This window comes from Kitasatospora sp. NPDC001664, from assembly GCF_053596675.1.
This window is the reverse complement of record NZ_JBSFGS010000045.1, coordinates 38,579-55,314: the sequence shown is the minus strand read 5'-3', so window position 1 is coordinate 55,314 and position 16,736 is coordinate 38,579. Positions and strand designations below refer to the sequence as shown.

Sequence of the window (16,736 nt, the reverse complement as noted above, 5' to 3'; positions counted from 1 at the left end):
GCGCCCGGGTGAACCTCGCCAAGACCCTGCTGTACGCGGTCAACGGCGGCCGGGACGAGAAGTCCGGCGCCCAGGTCGGCCCGGCCAGCGGCCCGATCACCTCCGAGGTCCTCGACTACGACGAGGTGATGGCCCGCTTCGACCAGCAGATGGAGTGGCTGGCCGAGACCTACGTCCACGCCCTCAACGTCATCCACTACATGCACGACCGCTACGCCTACGAGCGGATCGAGATGGCACTGCACGACCGCGCCGTCCGCCGCACCATGGCCTGCGGCATCGCCGGCCTCTCGGTGGCCGCCGACTCGCTCTCGGCCATCAAGCACGCCAAGGTCACCCCCGTCCGGGACGAGAGCGGCCTGGTCACCGACTACCTGATCGACGGCGAGTACCCGGCCTACGGCAACAACGACGACCGGGTGGACTCCATCGCGGTCTGGCTGGTCGAGGAGTTCATGAAGAAGGTGCGCAAGCACCCGACCTACCGCAACGCCGAGCACACCCAGTCGGTGCTGACCATCACCTCCAACGTGGTCTACGGCAAGAAGACCGGCAACACCCCCGACGGCCGCCGGGCCGGCGAGCCGTTCTCCCCGGGCGCCAACCCGATGAACGGCCGGGACGCACACGGCTACGTGGCCAGCGCCCTGTCGGTCGCCAAGCTGCCGTACGAGCACGCCGAGGACGGCATCTCGCTGACCAACACCGTCACCCCCGACGCGCTCGGCCGCACCCCCGAGGAGCGGGTGAGGAACCTCGCGGGCGTCCTCGACGGCTACATGGCCTCCAACGGCTTCCACATGAACGTCAACGTGCTCAACCGCGACACGCTGCTGGACGCCATGGAGCACCCGGAGAACTACCCGCAGCTGACCATCCGGGTGAGCGGATACGCCGTCAACTTCGTCCGGCTGACCCGCGAACAGCAGCTCGACGTGCTCAACCGGACCTTCCACGGGTCGCTCTGACCCCAGCTGCTCGGAGTGCGGCGCCGGTCCCCGACCGTTCCGGCGCCGCCTCCGCGGAACCCTCCAGGAGGTCCTGCCATGGCCGTCATGCTCGGTACCGACATCCCGTTCGGCCCGCCCGCCGATCCCACCGCCGAGGAGCCCCTGACCGAGGGCTGTGCCACCACCCCGGCGGGCGCCGCCACCCAGCGGCCGATCTCCGGCTCGGTGCACTCCTGGGACCTCTCCACCGGGGTGGACGGGCCCGGCACCCGCTTCGTCACCTTCCTGGCCGGCTGCCCGCTCACCTGCCTGTACTGCCACAACCCCGACACCATGAAGATGCGCAACGGCAAGCGCACCACCGCCGACGCGGTGGTGGCCGAGGCCGCGAAGTACACCACCTTCATCCGGGCCTCCGGCGGCGGCGCCACCATCAGCGGCGGCGAGCCGCTGCTCCAACCCGCCTTCGCCGGCGAGCTGTTCCACCGCTACAAGCACGAACTCGGCCTGCACACCGCCCTGGACACCTCCGGCTTCCTCGGCACCCGGGCCACCGACAAACTGCTGGCCGACGTCGACCTGGTCCTGCTGGACATCAAGTCCTGGGACCGCGAGCTCTACCGCAAGGTCACCGGACGGCCGTTGGAGCCCACCCTGGACTTCGCCCGGCGCCTCGCCGACCTCGGCAAGGAGGTCTGGGTCCGCTTCGTGCTGGTGCCCGGGCTGACCGACCCGGCCGACAACGTCGAAGGCGTGGCCGGCTTCGCCGCCTCGCTGGGCAACGTCACCCGGGTGGACGTGCTGCCCTTCCACAAGCTGGGGGCGGCCAAGTACGAGGCCCTGGGCCAGGACTTCGCGCTGGCCGGCACCCCCTCGCCGACCCCCGAGCAGGTGGCCGCCGCCCGCGGCGTCTTCACCCGCCACGGCCTCAACGCCGTCTGACGGCACCACAATCAGGAAACGACGGAAAAGCGCTGAAACGATCCACTCTGTACCGGTTCTCGAATACGCGTCCAGGCGGGCCGAAGCCTTCGGTACGGTCACGAGGCATGGTCACCCCTCACACTCACCGATCCGGCGATCCCACGGAACGAGGTGGCGCGGACGCGGTGACGATCCCCCCGCAGGCCGCCTCCGACCGGGACATGGACGAACTGCGCGCCGCGGAGCAGCGGTTCAGGGGCCTGCTGGAGTCCGCCCCGGACGCCATGGTCATCGTGGACGACTGCGGGGTGATCCGGCTGGTCAACGCGCAGACCGAGGCGCTGTTCGGCTACCGCAGGGAGGAGCTCCTAGGCCGGCCGGTGGAGGCCCTGCTGCCCGAGCGGTTCCGCGCGCACCACCCGCGGCACCGCAGTGGATACACCGTCACCCGGCGGACGCGGCCGATGGGTTCGGGGCTCGACCTGTACGGGTTGCGCCGGGACGGCACCGAGTTCCCGGTCGAGATCAGCCTCAGCCCCTTGGAGACCGGCGACGGCCTGCTGGTCTCGGCGGCCATCCGGGACGTCAGCGACCGCAAGGCGGCGGAGGCCAGGATCAGCGAACTGGCCGCCTTGGTGGAGTCCTCGCAGGACGCGATCATCACCTCCACCCTGGACGGCCGGATCACCTACTGGAACGCCGCGGCACAGCGCCTGTACGGCTACGACCAGGACGAGGTGATCGGCAGTCACATGGGGGTACTGGCACCCGCGGACCGCAAGGAGGAGGTGACCGCCCTGCTGGAGCGGCTCGCCCGGGGCCAGCGGGTGGAGAACCACGAATCGCTCCGGCTGGCCGCCTCCGGGCGGCTGCTGGACGTGGACATCACCCTCTGGCCCACCCGGGACCAGTACGGTGCGATCTGCGGTGCGTCCGCGATCGTCCGTGACGTCGCCGACCGCAAACGGGCCGAGCTCGAGCTGACCAGGCTGTACCAGCAGCAGCGCCACATCGCGCTCACCCTGCAGCGAAGCCTGATGGGCCAGTCGCCCGACATCCCCGGGATGCGCACGGCCAGTCGCTACCTGGCCTCGACCGAGGGAGCGGGTGTCGGCGGCGACTGGTTCGACCTCGTGCCGCTCGGGGCGGGGCGCATCGGCATCATCGTCGGCGACGTCATGGGACGAGGGCTGGAGGCCGCTGCGGTCATGGGGCAACTGCGTTCTGCGGCCCATGCGTTGGCCAAGACGGGCATGCCGCCGCGGCAGCTGATGCAGGCACTGGACGCGGTGGTCGCCGACCTGCCGGACCAGCTGGTCACCTGCTGCTACCTGGTGATCGACCCGACCGCCGGCGAGGTGTCGATCTGCTCCGCGGGCCATCTGCCGGCCTTGGTGGTCCTGCCGGACAACACGGTCCGCGAACTCGCCGCCCCGGTCAGCGTCCCGCTCGGAGTGGGCGACGTCCCGCACCAGCAGGCGACGATGACCGTCCCGCCCGGCTCGACCCTCGTCCTGTACACGGACGGTCTGGTGGAGACCCCCGAGAGCGATCTCGGCTTCCAGATCTCCGCGTTGGGCCATGAGCTGGAGCGTTCCTTCATCCGCACCCCCGACCTGGAGGTGGTGGCCGACCGGGTCCTCCGGGTGATGCTGCCCGGGACGGACCGGTACGCGGACGACGTGACCCTGCTCCTCGCCCAGCTGCCCGCGCCGCCGCTGGCCACCGCCGCCCTGGAACTGCCCGCGCTCCCGACCTCCGCCTCCCTCGGCCGCCGGTTCCTGCGGGCCACCCTCCGGGAGTGGTCCTGCTCCGAGGCCGAGGACGCGGCCTGTCTGCTCGGATCCGAGCTCATCGCCAACGCGGTCAGACACGCCGAGGGACCGATCGGGGTGCGCCTGCACCGTACGGCCAGGGAGTTGACGGTGGAGGTCGCGGACACCAGCCCCTCCCTGCCGGTTCCTCGCCTGGCCGAGAGCACCAGTGAGGACGGCCGCGGCCTGTCGCTGGTGGAGTCCTTCGCCAGCGGATGGGGCGCCCGTCCGACCGCCACCGGGAAGACGGTCTGGTTCACCTTGGCGATCGACTGAGCCCGGGCCGACGCGGAGGGCTCGGTGACCTCGGGCGGAGCCCGGTCACCGCAGATCGAAGACGAGGCGTGCGGAGACCTTGCCGGCCAGGACCTCCTGGACGGCCGTGTTGATGTCCTCCAGCCGTCGGCTCTCCCGGACCACCCGGGTGCGGCCGAGGGAGTGCAGCCGGAACACCTCGGCGAGGTCCTGGCGGGTCCCGACGATCGAGCCGACCACCTTGGTGCCGTTCAGAACCGTGTCGAACACCGGGAGTTCGAGCACCCCCTCGGCGGGCAGGGCCACCAGGACCAGGGTGCCGCCCCGGCGCAACGAGCCGTAGGCGGCACGGAAGCTGTCGTTGCTGACGGCCAGTGCGATCGCCGCATCGACGCCGCCCAGTGCCTGTACCCCGGCCGCGACGTCGGTGGTCCTGGCGTCGATCACATGGTCGGCGCCGAGCTCGCGCGCCAGGGCAAGTTTGTCGTCGGTGACGTCCACCGCCACCGTCTCCGCGCCGGCCAGCCGGGCGTACTGCAGGGCCAGATGACCCAGACCGCCGATGCCGGAGACCAGCACCCGGGTGCCGGGCCGGGCACCGGCGACCTTGACGGCCTTGTAGGTGGTGACACCCGCACAGGTGAGGGGCGCGGCGTCCAGCGGGTCGACGCCGTCCGGGACGGGGACCACGTAGTCCCCGTGGGCGAGGGCGTACTCGGTGTGGCTGCCGTCGACGGAGTAGCCGGTGTTGTGCTGGGCGAGGCAGAGGGTCTCCCAGCCGGAGACGCAGTGGTCGCAGCGGCCGCAGGCCTCGGCGAGCCAGGGGAGGGCGACGCGGTCGCCGACCCTGACGTGACGGACCGAGGCGCCGGCGGCGTCGACGAGACCGACCCCCTCGTGGCCCGGGACGAACGGCAGCACGGGTCGGACCGGCCAGTCCCCGTGAGCGGCGTGGATGTCGGTGTGGCACAGACCGCTCGCCTCGATCCGGACCCGCACCTGGTGTGCGGCGGGTGTCGGCAGGGGGAGGTCCTCGACGGTGATCGGCCCGGTGAACTCCCGGACCACGGCGGTCTTCATGGTGGTCTCCTCATGCTCTGCGGTGACGGGCCGGGATCCGCCCGGCCCTGTCCTCTGTCATCCCAGCAACCCCCGGAGCTCGTCGCGAGGGCCGAACGGGGTACGGCTCCGGGCCGGACGGCCGTGTGCCTCCCGAGGCAGCACCGGATCGAGGTGCTGCGCTCCGGGAGGCGAGGCGAGGCGAGGCGCTCAGCGGAGCCAGGCGTGCTCCCGGACGATCGGCAGGTCGGCCCAGCGGCTGCCCACGCCCCAGGTGCCCCCCGCACCCGTCGCGGCGAGGGCGATCAGGAGCAGGGCGTAGACCAGGTGGTAGTCCATGACCGGGTTGGTCGAGCCGCTGGCCGCACCGTCGACCAGGTGACGGGCGGGCGGCCACTCGGCGGCCCACATCAGCACCATCAGCAGGGTGCCGCCGCCGGCGGCGATCCGCAGGGCGAAGCCGCCGATCAGTGCGACACCGATGCCGAGCAGGCCGAGCATGAACAGCCAGTCCGCCCAGGTCTGGCCGGCCAGGTGCCGGAAGGCGGACCGGAGCGGACCGGCGGAGACGTGGCTGAGGAAGCCCTTGGTGGGGGAGCCGCCGTTGATCCAGGACCGCGTGCCGGGGGTGGCGTAGCCCCAGCCGAAGGCCTTGTCGAGGAAGGCCCAGAGGAAGACGAACCCGAGCCCGATGCGCGCGGCGGCGAGGACGCGCGCGGCCGTGACGGTGGCGGTGCCCACCGCCACCCGGGGCGCGTGTGCGGTGTGCCGAAGCCTGGCGCCGAGCCGGGCGATGCGGGACGCGGGGGCGTGGTGGACGGCCATGGTGTGCTCTCCTCGGTCAACTCAGCTGTGTGAGTGGGATGTTGTCCGATCCTCAGCCCGGCTCCGCTCGATCGGTGAGGTGCTGAAGGTCCCGGGACGGTGGCCCTCTCGGCCCTTCGCCCTTGCGCGTCGGACCTGGATGGTTGAGGCATCCGCCCTGCAACGGCCGCTCCGGTCCCGCGCAGACCGCACGAGAGGAAGACCGACGATGCGACACCGGATCGTGGGAGAACTGATGACCTCCGCCGTCGTCCACGTACGGCCGGACACCGGCTTCAAGGCGATCGCCGTCCTCCTCGCCGAGCACGACATCACCTCCGTACCGGTCGTCGACGACCAGGACCGGCCGCTCGGCCTGGTCTCCGAGGCGGACCTGCTCGTCAACGAGGCCGCGGAGGAGGACCCGTCCGGCCTGCTGCTCACTCCCCGCCTCCAGCCCCGCGACGAACTCAAGAGCCGGGCCACCACCGCCGAGGGGCTGATGACCAGCCCGGCCGTGTGCGCCCGCCCGGAGTGGACGGTGGTGCAGGCGGCCCGGGTGATGCAGGGCAAGGGCCTCAAGCGCCTCCCGGTGGTGGACGAGGCGGGCCGCCTGGTGGGCATCGTCAGCCGCAGCGATCTGCTGCGCGTCTTCCTGCGCCAGGACCGGGCGATCCGCGAGGAGATCCGGACCGAGATCCTGGCCGGTGTGCTGGGCCTCCCCCTGGACGCCCTCGACGTCAAGGTGGAGGAGGGCGAGGTGACCCTCGGCGGCACCGTCGACCACCGGAGTCAACTGCCGGTCGTGGAACGGCTGTGCCGCGGTGTCGACGGTGTGGTCGGGGTCGTCAGCTATCTCGCAGTCCGCGCCGACGAGACCTGTACCGCGCACGCGGGCTGACCCGGCCCGGCCGGTCGGCCCGGACGCTCTGGCGCAGCCGGGGCCGACCGCAAGGGCAGGACGGAGGATCAGACCATGTCACTTCCGGTGCTGGTGGGGGTCGACGGCTCCCCGCAGAGCGAGGCCGCGGTCCGGTGGGCCGCACGAGAGGCGGGCCGTCGACGGGCTCTGCTGCACCTGGTGCACGTGGCGCCCGCACCCCTGGAGGACGGAGCGCCCCAGACGGACGAGTGGTCCCGGGCGGCGGCCGCTCTGCCGGCGGCCCGAGCCCGGCTGCACCACCTGGTGGGTGACCCCGTACGGATGCTCGCCGGACTGACCCGGCGCGCCGGGATCGTGGTGCTGAGCACGGGCAGGTCGTACGGCCTGCCGGGCCTGCCGGGCCTGCCGGGGCGGCCGGTCGGCTCCGTCGGCCCGCGGGTCGCCGCCCGCGCGTCGTGCCCGGTGGTCCTGGTCCCGGCGCCGTTCGGGGCGCTGTGGGGTGCGGGCGGGGTGGTGCTCGGGATCGACGTCGACCGGGTGAGCCCGACGGTGGCCGAGTTCGCCTTCGGACCGACCGCGTCACGGGGAGCGGTCCTCCGGGCACTGGAAGCCTGGACACCGTTCACCGCGCGGTTCCTGACGGGGCCACAGGTGTCCTGGGCCGAGACCAGACGCCTGCTGAGCGCGGCGGAGCGGGCCCGGCTCCGGGACGCCGCGGGCCCTTGGCGGGGCAGGTACCCGCAGGTCCGGGTCGCGAGCCGCCGGCTCAGTCGAGGTGGCCGTCTGCGTCGACCGTGCCGATCCGGCGGCCGGTGACCGTGCCGGGACGGATCCGGATCCACAGGTCCCGGCTGCCGCCGGCCCACGGCTCGACTCCCGGGCCGGCGGACAGCAGGGCTACCTCCGCCGGGTCCTCGACCGGTTCGGCGGTGCCGGTGAGGAGCACGCTCCATCCGGTGCCGTCGAGGTCGTCGATCTGGTCCACCTGGAAGGACAGTGCGGTGCCCGGCACAGGTGCCGCACCACCGTGCGGGCTGGTGCGGTAGACCACCGATCCGGTGTCGACGGCGTAGTTGACGGGGAGCACGGCCGGGCCGGCCGCGCCGGGCAGGGCGACGCGTCCGATGCCTCCGGCGCCGATCAGCGCCCAACACTGACGGAGGGTCAGGCGGACCAGGGCCGGATGTGCCGGGGCCCGGCCCTGGCCGGGGGGCGGACGGTCCGGTCCTTCGAGCAGCTCTCGGGGGCTCAGGCCCAGCGCGGCAGAGATCCTCTGCAGGCTCTCGGGGTCGAACCCGGCGTCCGTCGTGAGAACGAGCCGGAGGTAGGCCGGCGCCACCCCGGCCCGTCGGCACAGTGCCCCGTCGGTGAGGCCGAGCAGGTGCTGCCGCTCGGCGATGCGGCGCCCCACCGCGGCCGGGTCGACCGGCGACGTGGCGGGTGTGCTCGGGAGGGGTGGGCGTCTCACGGTGTCCTCCTGGTGACGACCGGTCAGGATCAGGTGCGGAAGAGGGCGACCTTCAGGGCGCCGCTGGTGTCGGGGTCGGCGAAGACGTCGTAGGCGTCCTGCATCTCGTCGAGCCCGAAGCGGTGGGTGACCAGACCGTCGGTGTCCAGGCGGCCCTCGGCGAGCAGGTCGAGCAGCAGCGGGGTGCTGCGGGTGTCGACCAGGCCGGTGGTGATGGTGAGGTTCCGGATCCAGAGCTCCTCCAGGTGGAGGACGGCCGGTCGGCCGTGGACCCCGACGTTGGCCACCCGGCCACCCGGCCGGACCGCGCGGGTGCACAGCTCGAAGGTCTCCGGGATCCCGACGGCCTCGATCGCCACGTCGGCTCCCAGGGAGTCGGGGCCGAGTGCGCGCAGCGCGGCGGCGTCGACCTCCCGGGCGTCCAGGACGGTGTCGGCGCCGGCCCGCTTCGCGGCGTCGAGCCGGGTCCGTGCCAGGTCGACGGCGATGACCTCGCGCGGGCTGAACAGGCGCGCGGTGGTGATGGCGGCGAGCCCGATCGGTCCCGCGCCGACCACCACGACGGTGTCGCCGGGCCGGACCCGGCCGTTGGTGACGCCGACCTCGTAGGCGGTGGGGAGGATGTCGGCGAGCAGCAGGGCCGCCTCGTCGGTGACGCCCTCGGGCAGCTTGTGCAGGGAGTTGTCGGCGAACGGGGTGCGGACGTACTCGGCCTGGGTGCCGTCGACCAGGTGGCCGAGGACCCAGCCCCCGCCGCCGGTGCACTGGCCGTACACGGCCGCCCGGCAGTACCGGCAGCGGCCGCAGGCGGAGATGCAGGAGACCAGCACCCGGTCCCCGGGGGCGACGGTGCGCACCCCGGGGCCGGTCTCCACCACGGTGCCGACGGCCTCGTGACCGAGCACCCGGCCCTCGGTGACCTCGGGCACGTCGCCCTTGAGGATGTGCAGATCGGTGCCGCATATGGTCACGGCGTCCACCCGGACCACGGCGTCCTCCGGTTCCCGGACGACCGGGTCCGGGACCTCTCCCCAGGTCCGCCGGCCCGGTCCGTGGTAGGTCAGTGCCTTCATGGTCGCGTTCACCCCTCGTGGAGTTCCGGCCGGGTCGCTGCCCCTGTCCCTTCCAGGGTTGCCGGTGGGCGAGGGGGTGCCCAGGGCCGGGTGGGCCGGGTCCTGGGCCGGATGGCCCTGTCGGCCGACGATGATCCGAAGCGGTGCGGGACCGGGCCCCCTAGGCTGGGAAGCAGGTCCGCGTAACGCCGCTAGTGCCCTGGAGGACCCGGTGGGCGAAGCAGCAGCAGGAGAGGACCCGGTGCCGCTGCCGCAGCTGCGACTGGACGATCTGCTGGACGAGCTCCAGGTCCGGCTGGACGCGGCCAGGGGGACCAGGGACCGGGTGCACAGCCTGCTGGAGGCGGTGCTCGCGGTCGGCCGGGACCTGGAGTTGACCCAGGCGCTGCGGCACATCGTGGAGGCCGCGGTGACTCTGGTCGACGCCGAGTACGGGGCGTTGGGGGTGATCGGTGACGATCGACGGCTCTCGCAGTTCATTCCGGTCGGGGTGACGGAGCAGCAGATCGAGCGGATCGGTCCGCTGCCCTCGGGCCACGGCCTGCTGGGGGAGCTGATCCGCCACCCGGTGCCGCTGCGGCTGGCGAACATCGCCGACCACCCAGCCTCGTCCGGGTTCCCGTCCGGTCATCCGCCGATGCGCAGTTTCGTCGGGGTGCCGATCCGGATCAGGGACAAGGTGTTCGGGAACCTGTACCTGGCCGAGAAGCGGGACGGGGGCGAGTTCGACGCGGAGGACGAGGCGGTGCTGGCCACCCTCGCCGTGGCGGCCGGAGTGGCGATCGACAACGCCCGGCTCTACGCCCAGGCCCGGCTGCGGGAGCGGTGGTTGGCGGCCGGCGCCGAGGTGACGCGGAGCCTGCTGTCGGGCAGCTCCGAGCAGGAGGTGCTGGACCTGTTGGTGGCGCGGGCGGCGGAGGTGGCGGGGGCGGACCTGGCGGTGGTCGCTGCGCCGGTGACGGGCTCGGACGAGCTGGAGGTGCGGATCGCCGTCGGAATCGGGGAGCGGCAGCATCGTGGTCTGGTGGTGCCCTTGGAGGGTTCGTTCGTCGGGGCGGCGGCCCGCACCGGTGGGCTGGTGGTGAGCGCTGACGTCCGCAAGGATCCCCGGATCACGGCGGGACCGCCCCGCTGGGACGGGCTCGGGCCCGCGGTGGCGGTGCCGATCGGCACGGCGGAGCACGGTCTGCGGGGTGTGCTGATGCTGGCGCGGGCGGCGGGTGCGCCGCTGTTCGAGGAGGACGAGTCGGGCCCGCTGCTGGGATTCGCCGGCCAGGCGGCGGTGGCGATGGAGTTGGCGGAGCGTCGGCGGGACGCCGAGCAACTGGCGATGCTGGAGGAGCGCGACCGGATCGCCCGGGACCTGCACGACCTGGCCATCCAGCGGCTGTTCGCCACCGGGATGACCTTGCAGGGGGCGACTCGGTTCATCGACCACCCGGAGGCAACCGACCGGGTGCTGCGCGCGATCGACGACCTGGACGAGACGTCGAAGACGATCCGTGCAGCCATCTTCGGCCTGCGGGCGAAGGAGGCGGGACCGGCAGCCAGAGGGGTACGGGCGAGGGTGGTCGAGGTGGTCGAGCGGGCAGCGGAGGTCCTGGGATTCGCACCGGGCCTGCGGATGACCGGCCTGTTGGACGTGACGGTTCCGGCGCAGGTCGCCGACGAAATGCTCGCGGTGCTGGAAGAGGCGCTGTCGAACGCTGCCCGGCACGCGCGAGCGACCGGAGTGGAGGTGACGGTGGAGGCCGGGGAGGAGCTGGTGCTCACGGTGACGGACAACGGCTGCGGCCTGCCGGCCGGCGGGCGGCGCAGCGGTCTGGCCAACCTGGCCGACCGGGCCGCCGCACTCGGTGGGAGCTTCGAGGCCCGCGCGCTCGCCGAGGGGGGAACGGAGCTGCTCTGGCGGGTGCCGCTGGGGGATTGAGAGGCTGTCAGCTGCCGGGCTCCAGCACATCGGTGGCCGGGAGGCGGGGCGTCGGCGTGCCTTCGGGTCCGTAGCCGAGCCGGATCAGCATCTGGACGTGCTCGGGCCCCTGCCCGGGATCGCGGGCCGCCCAACGCAGCCTCGGCCACTCCATCGCCTGGTGCAGCAGTGAGGCGCGGACCTGGTGGACGGTCGCCGCCAGCAGGACGTGTTCCAGCGCCAGGCCGGCGCGCAGCCAGTGCACGGGCTGGTCGCCCCTGGTGGTCAGCACCGCCAGGCGGGGGTCGGTCTCGAAGGCGACGGGTGGCAGGTGTCCGTCGGGGCGGAGCGCGGAGAAGTCCCGCATGGGGAGGTGCCCGGTCCGGTCCTGCGGCCCGAGTGCCGCGACGGGGATGCCGTAGGAGGCGGCTTCAGGCCCTCGGATCCACGCGCGGCTCTCGCTGCTGTGCTGGGGGTCGGTGGTGTTGTGGCGTTCGGCCTCGGCGGTCAGTGTGAGCAGCCGGTCGGTCTCGGCCCGGTCCGGGAACCGGAGGACCGCCCCTTCGGCGCGGGCGGCGCGAGCCAGCTGGTCCAGGACCGCGGGTGGGACGGGTTCCGCGGTGAACGGCGTGCGGATGGTGTGCCGGTGCCAGATCGCCTCGAACAGTGCGGCGGTGGCGGGCAGGGCGGCGGGTGAGCGGCGGTCCAGTTCGACGGAGGCCAGCAGGTCGCGGTCGGAGGAGTCGGGCAGCAGCCGCACCTGCGGCGCCCAGCCCAGGTGGCGGGCGGCGACGCGGAGGTTGAGGACGGCGGCGCCGACGGAGATGTGCAGGGCCTGGCCCGCCGGGTCGGTGACCGGCAGCAAGCGCTCCCGCTGGGCGCGTACGTCGAGGGTCGAGGACTCGGGCCGCAGCCGGAACCGCCAGGGCTGGCTGTTGTGGACGGACGGCGCGGCCACCGCGGCGGAGATCAGCTTCTCCAGGGTGGCGGCGTCCAGGGCCGGGGTGTGGGCGGGGGCGGACATGACGGCCTCTCAGGTGCGCTCGGAGCCGGAACCGGGGCGCTGCTCCTGACGGAGCGTCTCCAGGCGGTGGCGGTACTCGTCGGTGTCGATCTCGCCCTTGGCGTAGCGTTCGGCGAGCAGCTGCTCCGGGTCCGGCGGGGCCGTGTGGGTGGGCAGGGCGCCGGGGTGCTGCTGCGGGGTGCGGTCGAGTCGGCGGACCAGGGCGAGGCCGACGACGATGATCAGCCCCAAGACGAGCACCATGCTGACGGTCATCAGGCCGATTGCCCAGCCGTTCATGCCGTGGTCGTTCCAGTACCTCATGGCGGGCTCCGAAGGCGGGTGGGACGGGAGCTGGTGCTCTCACCCCCACTGTCCGCCGGGTGCTGTTCCCGCAGCTTGGGCCGGTCGGCCCTGATTCCCGGGCCGAGGGGGTCAGTGCGGGCGGCCCGGGTGCTGGTCGGGCTCGGCGTGGGCGGCCAGGACGGCGGCCTGGAGCCGGCGCTCGACGCCCAGCTTGGCGAGCAGGCGCGAGACGTGGTTCTTGACGGTCTTCTCGGCGAGGTAGAGCTCCTTGCCGATCTCCCGGTTGGTCTTCCCTTCCCCCACGAGGACGAGGATCTCGCGCTCACGGGGCGTCAACTGGGCCAGGGCGACGTCGGGTTCGCCCTCGTCGTGGTGGCGCAGGCTCTCCATGAGCTTGCGAGTGGTGGCCGGGTCGAGCATCGACTGGCCGGAGGCGACCGTCCGCACCGCCTGCACCAGGTCGGCGCCCTTGACCTGCTTGAGGACGTACCCGGCGGCCCCCGCCATGATCGCGTCCAGCAGCGCGTCGTCGTCGTCGAAGGACGTGAGCATCAGGCACACCAGCCCGGGCACCCGGTCGCGCAGCTCACGGCAGACGCTCACCCCGTCGCCGTCGGGCAGCCGCACGTCCAGCACCGCCACGTCCGGCCGCAGCGCGGGCACCCGGGCCAGCGCCTGGGCGCAGCTGTCGGCCTCCCCGACCACCTCGATGTCCGGCTCGGCCTCCAGCAGATCCCGGACCCCGCGGCGGACCACCTCGTGGTCGTCCAGCAGGAAGACCCGCACGGGACGGTCGGACTCACGGGGCTCGGTGACGTCCATCGCTGTACTCCTCGGACAGGGCTTGGATCCGCTGCCTCGATTCTGTGCGAGCACCGTGCTCGCCGCAGCGGCACGCCGAGCCCGTGGGGAGGGCCGGTGATGGGCAGCGGAGGGGGCGAGGAACATCGGTCACAACGCGGCGATCGCCATCGGCGGGTACTTCGCTCTGGCGGGGCTGTGGGCGGGACCCGCGTGCGGGGCGTCGATGAACCCGGCCCGTGGTGACCGGCGAGCCGCCGCAAAGGCGTCTCGGAGCGGAGAGACGAGCCTGATCTCGACGTCGACCACGGCCGGTACCGCGCGAACCAGCCGCTCCAGCACGGACTGCTCGGACGGGCCATGGCGACGACCGCATGGGTCGTCGCGTCACCGACGGTGTTGCTCTGACTGGTCATAGGCGTGCCCGGCCGACGGATTCTCGGCGGCGGTGGCCTGCTGGAGCAGCAGCCCGGCCAGCTGCCTGGCTTCCTCGGGCGTCAGCGGGGCCCAGAGGGTCGCCCGGTCGTACGGCTCGCAGGACACGTCCAGGAGGATCGGCCCGACCTGCGGGGGCAGGACGCCCGGGGTGAGGCGGGAGACGGCGATGGTCCGGCCGCCACCGGTGCGCATCAGGCTCTGCTGGTGCGGGAGCAAGGTGCTGCGCATGACCGTCCTCCGTTTCGGCGGTTGCACTGTGTGACCAGCACACCTCGCTCCCGCGGCGGGGGCCAGGGCCGACGAGCACTGCCCGGGTGGGCCGGTCGGCCCCATCGCACTGGCCTGCTCGGAGCGTGAACCGGGTCGGCCGCCCCCTGCAGCTGGTCGTGGGGGAGAACGATCGTGGGGACAGCGGGACTCCCGCGCACCGCGGTCGAGGCCGTGACGGAGAAGGTGAGCGCAATGTCTCGGATCAGGATCACTGCCCGGCCCTCCACTCGGCCCCGACCGCGTCCGCCGCTGGACCTGCGGACCCCGTCGGGCCGTCCACTGCCGTACTGAACACACTCCGGGAGCAGCCATGCGCCGCGTGATCTGGTTCGCCGAGGAGCTGGCGCGCCTGCACGACGGCGCGCCGCTCCCGGAGGTGGGAGCCGCGGTCCGTGCCGCGGTGTTGTCCACCGCGCTGCCACCCGGTCTGGAGCACGAGCTGGCCGGAGCTTACGAGGAGCTGGCGCGCCGTGCAGGTCGGACGGATCCGGACGTGGCGGTGCGCTCCAGCGCGACGGCCGAGGACCTTCCCGAGGCCAGCTTCGCCGGGCAGCAGGAGACCTATCTCAACGTCCGGGGCCGTGCGGCCCTTCTCGACGCGTGCCGGCGCTGCTTCGCCTCGCTGTTCACCGACCGGGCGATCGACTACCGGGAGCGCCTGGGCTTCGACCACCTCGCGGTGGCGCTGTCGGTCGGGGTGCAGTTGATGGTCCGCTCCGACCTGGGCGGTGCCGGGGTGATGTTCACCCTCGACCCGGAGAGCGGCTTCCGCGAGGTGGTCGTGGTGAGTGCGGCGTGGGGGCTGGGCGAGACGGTGGTCAGCGGGCAGGTCGATCCGGACGAGCACGTGGTGTTCAGACCGGCCCTGAACGACCCTGCGCTGAACCCCGTGCTGGAGCCCTCGGTCGGCGCCAAGCGGACAAAGGCCGTGTACGCCGACGGCGGCCTCACCCGGTCGGTGGACACGTCGCCGCGCGAGCGGGCCGGGCGGGTGCTGGACGACGGCGAGGTCCGCAGACTCGCCGAGTGGGCGGTGGCGGTGGAGCGGCACTACGGGTGCCCGATGGACCTGGAGTGGGCCAAGGACGGCCGCACCGGAGAGCTGTTCGTCGTCCAGGCACGGCCGGAGACCGTGCAGTCCCGCCGACGCGGCACGGTACTGCGCCGCTACCGGCTGACCGGCACGGGCGATCGGCTGGTGGACGGGATCGCGGTCGGCGAGGCCGTGGGAGCCGGACCGGTGTGCCCTCTGGACAGCCCGGTGGAGCTGGAGCGTTTCCCGGCCGGCGCGGTGCTGGTCACGGAGATCACCGACCCGGACTGGGAACCGCTGATGAAACGCGCCGCCGCGATCGTCACCGACCACGGCGGGCGCACCTCGCACGCGGCGATCGTCAGCCGTGAGCTCGGCGTACCCGCACTGGTGGGCACCGGCCGGGCCACCTCGGTACTGACGGACGGTCAGGAGGTGACGGTCTCCTGCGCGGAAGGCGCCGAAGGCCATGTCTACGCAGGGCGCGTCGACTTCGAGGAGACGGAGACCGACCTCGGCTCGCTGCCGGCCACCCGTACCAAGGTGATGCTCAACCTGGCCGACCCGGCCGCAGCCTTCCGCTGGTGGCAGCTGCCCGCCGACGGCGTCGGGCTGGCCCGGATGGAGTTCATGGTGGCCCACCAGGTCCGGGTGCACCCGATGGCACTGGTGCACCCGGAGCGGCTCACGGCCGAGGACCGCCGCCGGGTCGACTCGCTCTCGGACGGGTACGGCGACCGCACCGAGTACTTCGTGGACCGCCTCGCCCAGGGCATCGCCAGGATCGCCGCGTCGCGCTGGCCCGAGTGATGATCCCGTTCTGCCGCACCCCGCAGGAGGCCGACCGGGTCCTCGCGGTGATGGCCGGCAACGGGCTGACCCGTGGTCAGAACGGTCTGCGGGTGTACGTGATGGCCGAGATCCCCGCCAGCATCCTGCTCGCCGAGCGCTTCGACGGCTTCTCCATCGGCAGCAACGACCTCACCCAGCTCACCCTCGGCGTCGACCGCGACTCCGACCTGCTCGCCCACCTCTTCGACGAACGCAAACCCGGCCGTCACCCGCAGCATCGAGACTCGGTCTCCGTGACCCCCGACAGCTTCGCCGCTGTCAAGCAGCACGTGGCCGCCGCGGAGTCCGCAGCGGCCTGAACGTGGCGGCCCCCTGAGACCCGGGCCGCGCCGGGACAGTGGGCCGCCGTCGAGATCGGGTTACGGCGTGTTCAGGGTGCGCAGCTCCTCCCCGATCTCGTGAGCCCAGCGCCGGATGTGCTCCGGGCTGCGGAAGTCACCGCCCCTGCCGTGCTTGACCAGGCTGTGGGCGAGCCGGCCGGGGGTTTCGGTCGTGATGCTGCCACCGAACGTGGTGTGCCCCCGCGCGTGCAGGTGCCGCATCTCCCTGGCCGCGGCCGGCACCGGCGGGATGTCGTGCTGCTCGGCCGAGCTGTCGACCGGGCCGCTGCTGAACAGCCAGACCGGACGGCCCGTCAGCGCCTCGGCGTTGCGGTGGGCGCAGTGCAGGGCGTCACGGTGCCAGTGGCCCGCGTAGAGCGAGCTGCCGAGGATCACCGCGTCGAACTCCGAGACGTCCCGCACCTCTGCGGCGGGGACGACGGCCGTCTCGAAGCCGTCCTGGCTCAGCGCCCGGCCGATCTCGTCCGCGATGCCGGCGGTGGCGCCGTGCTTGCTGCCGTACGCCACCAGGATCTTCTGCCTGTCCATGACGGGGCTCCTCATCCGTGCCGAT

General features: G+C 72.8%; 17 protein-coding genes. 8 read left to right on the top strand and 9 right to left on the bottom strand.

What is annotated here, in order from left to right:
- The 3 genes from ACWCYY_RS37945 to ACWCYY_RS37935 all read left to right on the top strand — a co-directional run.
- Positions 1–968, top strand: a 968-nt coding sequence (locus tag ACWCYY_RS37945) for a pyruvate formate lyase family protein (protein ID WP_449798637.1), incomplete at its 5' end; no start/stop codon positions are given.
- 78 nt (positions 969–1,046) lie between these two features.
- The gene (gene pflA / locus ACWCYY_RS37940; RefSeq protein ID WP_449798636.1) at positions 1,047–1,892 is read left to right on the top strand and encodes a pyruvate formate-lyase-activating protein; all 846 of its coding nucleotides are present in this window, start codon (positions 1,047–1,049) and stop codon (positions 1,890–1,892) included.
- A 203-nt stretch (positions 1,893–2,095) separates the two neighbouring features.
- Positions 2,096–3,964 carry a PAS domain S-box protein gene (locus tag ACWCYY_RS37935; protein WP_449798640.1) on the top strand — a complete coding sequence of 623 codons (1,869 nt, stop codon included), beginning with the start codon at positions 2,096–2,098 and terminating at the stop codon, positions 3,962–3,964.
- A 45-nt stretch (positions 3,965–4,009) separates the two neighbouring features.
- On the opposite strand, the gene ACWCYY_RS37930 is transcribed toward ACWCYY_RS37935, so the two are convergent.
- Both ACWCYY_RS37930 and ACWCYY_RS37925 read right to left on the bottom strand, forming a co-directional pair.
- A complete protein-coding gene (locus ACWCYY_RS37930; protein WP_345285217.1) occupies positions 4,010–5,023 on the bottom strand; it encodes a zinc-dependent alcohol dehydrogenase in 1,014 nt (337 codons plus the stop codon).
- Between the two features lie 189 nt (positions 5,024–5,212).
- Entirely contained in the window at positions 5,213–5,827 is a 615-nt protein-coding gene (locus ACWCYY_RS37925) for a hypothetical protein (RefSeq protein WP_449798635.1), read from the bottom strand.
- A 208-nt stretch (positions 5,828–6,035) separates the two neighbouring features.
- Between ACWCYY_RS37925 and ACWCYY_RS37920 the strand changes: the two genes are divergently transcribed.
- Together ACWCYY_RS37920 and ACWCYY_RS37915 are read left to right on the top strand one after the other, a co-directional pair.
- Positions 6,036–6,707 (top strand): CBS domain-containing protein, encoded by a 672-nt coding sequence (locus tag ACWCYY_RS37920; protein ID WP_345285213.1) that lies wholly within the window; start codon positions 6,036–6,038, stop codon positions 6,705–6,707.
- Positions 6,708–6,782: 75 nt separating this feature from the next.
- A complete protein-coding gene (locus ACWCYY_RS37915; protein ID WP_449798634.1) occupies positions 6,783–7,505 on the top strand; it encodes a universal stress protein in 723 nt (240 codons plus the stop codon).
- On the opposite strand, the gene ACWCYY_RS37910 is transcribed toward ACWCYY_RS37915, so the two are convergent.
- Entirely contained in the window at positions 7,456–8,157 is a 702-nt protein-coding gene (locus ACWCYY_RS37910; RefSeq protein WP_449798633.1) for a helix-turn-helix domain-containing protein, read from the bottom strand. The genes ACWCYY_RS37915 and ACWCYY_RS37910 overlap by 50 nt on opposite strands.
- A gap of 29 nt (positions 8,158–8,186) precedes the next feature.
- Positions 8,187–9,230, bottom strand: a complete 1,044-nt coding sequence (locus ACWCYY_RS37905; RefSeq protein WP_449798632.1) for a zinc-dependent alcohol dehydrogenase family protein — start codon at positions 9,228–9,230, stop codon at positions 8,187–8,189.
- Between the two features lie 211 nt (positions 9,231–9,441).
- On the opposite strand from ACWCYY_RS37905, the gene ACWCYY_RS37900 reads away from it, so the two are divergent.
- The gene (locus ACWCYY_RS37900) at positions 9,442–11,160 is read left to right on the top strand and encodes a sensor histidine kinase (RefSeq protein WP_380149589.1); all 1,719 of its coding nucleotides are present in this window, start codon (positions 9,442–9,444) and stop codon (positions 11,158–11,160) included.
- 7 nt (positions 11,161–11,167) lie between these two features.
- Here ACWCYY_RS37900 and ACWCYY_RS37895 read toward each other — a convergent pair whose 3' ends face one another.
- The 4 genes from ACWCYY_RS37895 to ACWCYY_RS37880 all read right to left on the bottom strand — a co-directional run bounded on the left by ACWCYY_RS37895 (position 11,168) and on the right by ACWCYY_RS37880 (position 13,915).
- The gene (locus tag ACWCYY_RS37895) at positions 11,168–12,163 is read right to left on the bottom strand and encodes an Acg family FMN-binding oxidoreductase (RefSeq protein WP_345285205.1); all 996 of its coding nucleotides are present in this window, start codon (positions 12,161–12,163) and stop codon (positions 11,168–11,170) included.
- Positions 12,164–12,172: 9 nt separating this feature from the next.
- Positions 12,173–12,466, bottom strand: a complete 294-nt coding sequence (locus ACWCYY_RS37890) for an SHOCT domain-containing protein (RefSeq protein WP_345285203.1) — start codon at positions 12,464–12,466, stop codon at positions 12,173–12,175.
- 111 nt (positions 12,467–12,577) lie between these two features.
- Positions 12,578–13,270: a response regulator gene (locus tag ACWCYY_RS37885; protein ID WP_380149590.1), complete on the bottom strand. Its 693-nt coding sequence runs from the start codon at positions 13,268–13,270 to the stop codon at positions 12,578–12,580.
- A 366-nt stretch (positions 13,271–13,636) separates the two neighbouring features.
- A complete protein-coding gene (locus ACWCYY_RS37880; protein WP_380149591.1) occupies positions 13,637–13,915 on the bottom strand; it encodes a hypothetical protein in 279 nt (92 codons plus the stop codon).
- A 352-nt stretch (positions 13,916–14,267) separates the two neighbouring features.
- On the opposite strand from ACWCYY_RS37880, the gene ppsA reads away from it, so the two are divergent.
- Both ppsA and ACWCYY_RS37870 read left to right on the top strand, forming a co-directional pair.
- The gene (gene ppsA, locus ACWCYY_RS37875) at positions 14,268–15,800 is read left to right on the top strand and encodes a phosphoenolpyruvate synthase (protein ID WP_449798631.1); all 1,533 of its coding nucleotides are present in this window, start codon (positions 14,268–14,270) and stop codon (positions 15,798–15,800) included.
- On the top strand, positions 15,800–16,141 hold the full coding sequence (locus ACWCYY_RS37870; protein WP_449798639.1) for a putative PEP-binding protein: 342 nt from the start codon (positions 15,800–15,802) through the stop codon (positions 16,139–16,141). The genes ppsA and ACWCYY_RS37870 overlap by 1 nt, the downstream gene beginning before the upstream one ends.
- Before the next feature lie 60 nt (positions 16,142–16,201).
- On the opposite strand, the gene ACWCYY_RS37865 is transcribed toward ACWCYY_RS37870, so the two are convergent.
- On the bottom strand, positions 16,202–16,711 hold the full coding sequence (locus ACWCYY_RS37865) for a flavodoxin domain-containing protein (RefSeq protein WP_345285106.1): 510 nt from the start codon (positions 16,709–16,711) through the stop codon (positions 16,202–16,204).
- Positions 16,712–16,736: the final 25 nt, after the last annotated feature.

Bases quoted from the DNA above. Each gene is read 5' to 3' on its own strand.
- pflA (WP_449798636.1), top strand. From the start codon at position 1,047: ATGGCCGTCATGCTCGGTACCGACATCCCGTTCGGCCCGCCCGCCGAT.
- ACWCYY_RS37935 (WP_449798640.1), top strand. From the start codon at position 2,096: ATGGACGAACTGCGCGCCGCGGAGCAGCGGTTCAGGGGCCTGCTGGAG.
- ACWCYY_RS37930 (WP_345285217.1), bottom strand. From the start codon at position 5,023: ATGAAGACCGCCGTGGTCCGGGAGTTCACCGGGCCGATCACCGTCGAG.
- ACWCYY_RS37925 (WP_449798635.1), bottom strand. From the start codon at position 5,827: ATGGCCGTCCACCACGCCCCCGCGTCCCGCATCGCCCGGCTCGGCGCC.
- ACWCYY_RS37920 (WP_345285213.1), top strand. From the start codon at position 6,036: ATGCGACACCGGATCGTGGGAGAACTGATGACCTCCGCCGTCGTCCAC.
- ACWCYY_RS37915 (WP_449798634.1), top strand. From the start codon at position 6,783: ATGTCACTTCCGGTGCTGGTGGGGGTCGACGGCTCCCCGCAGAGCGAG.
- ACWCYY_RS37905 (WP_449798632.1), bottom strand. From the start codon at position 9,230: ATGAAGGCACTGACCTACCACGGACCGGGCCGGCGGACCTGGGGAGAG.
- ACWCYY_RS37895 (WP_345285205.1), bottom strand. From the start codon at position 12,163: ATGTCCGCCCCCGCCCACACCCCGGCCCTGGACGCCGCCACCCTGGAG.
- ACWCYY_RS37890 (WP_345285203.1), bottom strand. From the start codon at position 12,466: ATGAGGTACTGGAACGACCACGGCATGAACGGCTGGGCAATCGGCCTG.
- ACWCYY_RS37885 (WP_380149590.1), bottom strand. From the start codon at position 13,270: ATGGACGTCACCGAGCCCCGTGAGTCCGACCGTCCCGTGCGGGTCTTC.
- ACWCYY_RS37880 (WP_380149591.1), bottom strand. From the start codon at position 13,915: ATGCGCAGCACCTTGCTCCCGCACCAGCAGAGCCTGATGCGCACCGGT.
- ppsA (WP_449798631.1), top strand. From the start codon at position 14,268: ATGCGCCGCGTGATCTGGTTCGCCGAGGAGCTGGCGCGCCTGCACGAC.
- ACWCYY_RS37870 (WP_449798639.1), top strand. From the start codon at position 15,800: ATGATCCCGTTCTGCCGCACCCCGCAGGAGGCCGACCGGGTCCTCGCG.
- ACWCYY_RS37865 (WP_345285106.1), bottom strand. From the start codon at position 16,711: ATGGACAGGCAGAAGATCCTGGTGGCGTACGGCAGCAAGCACGGCGCC.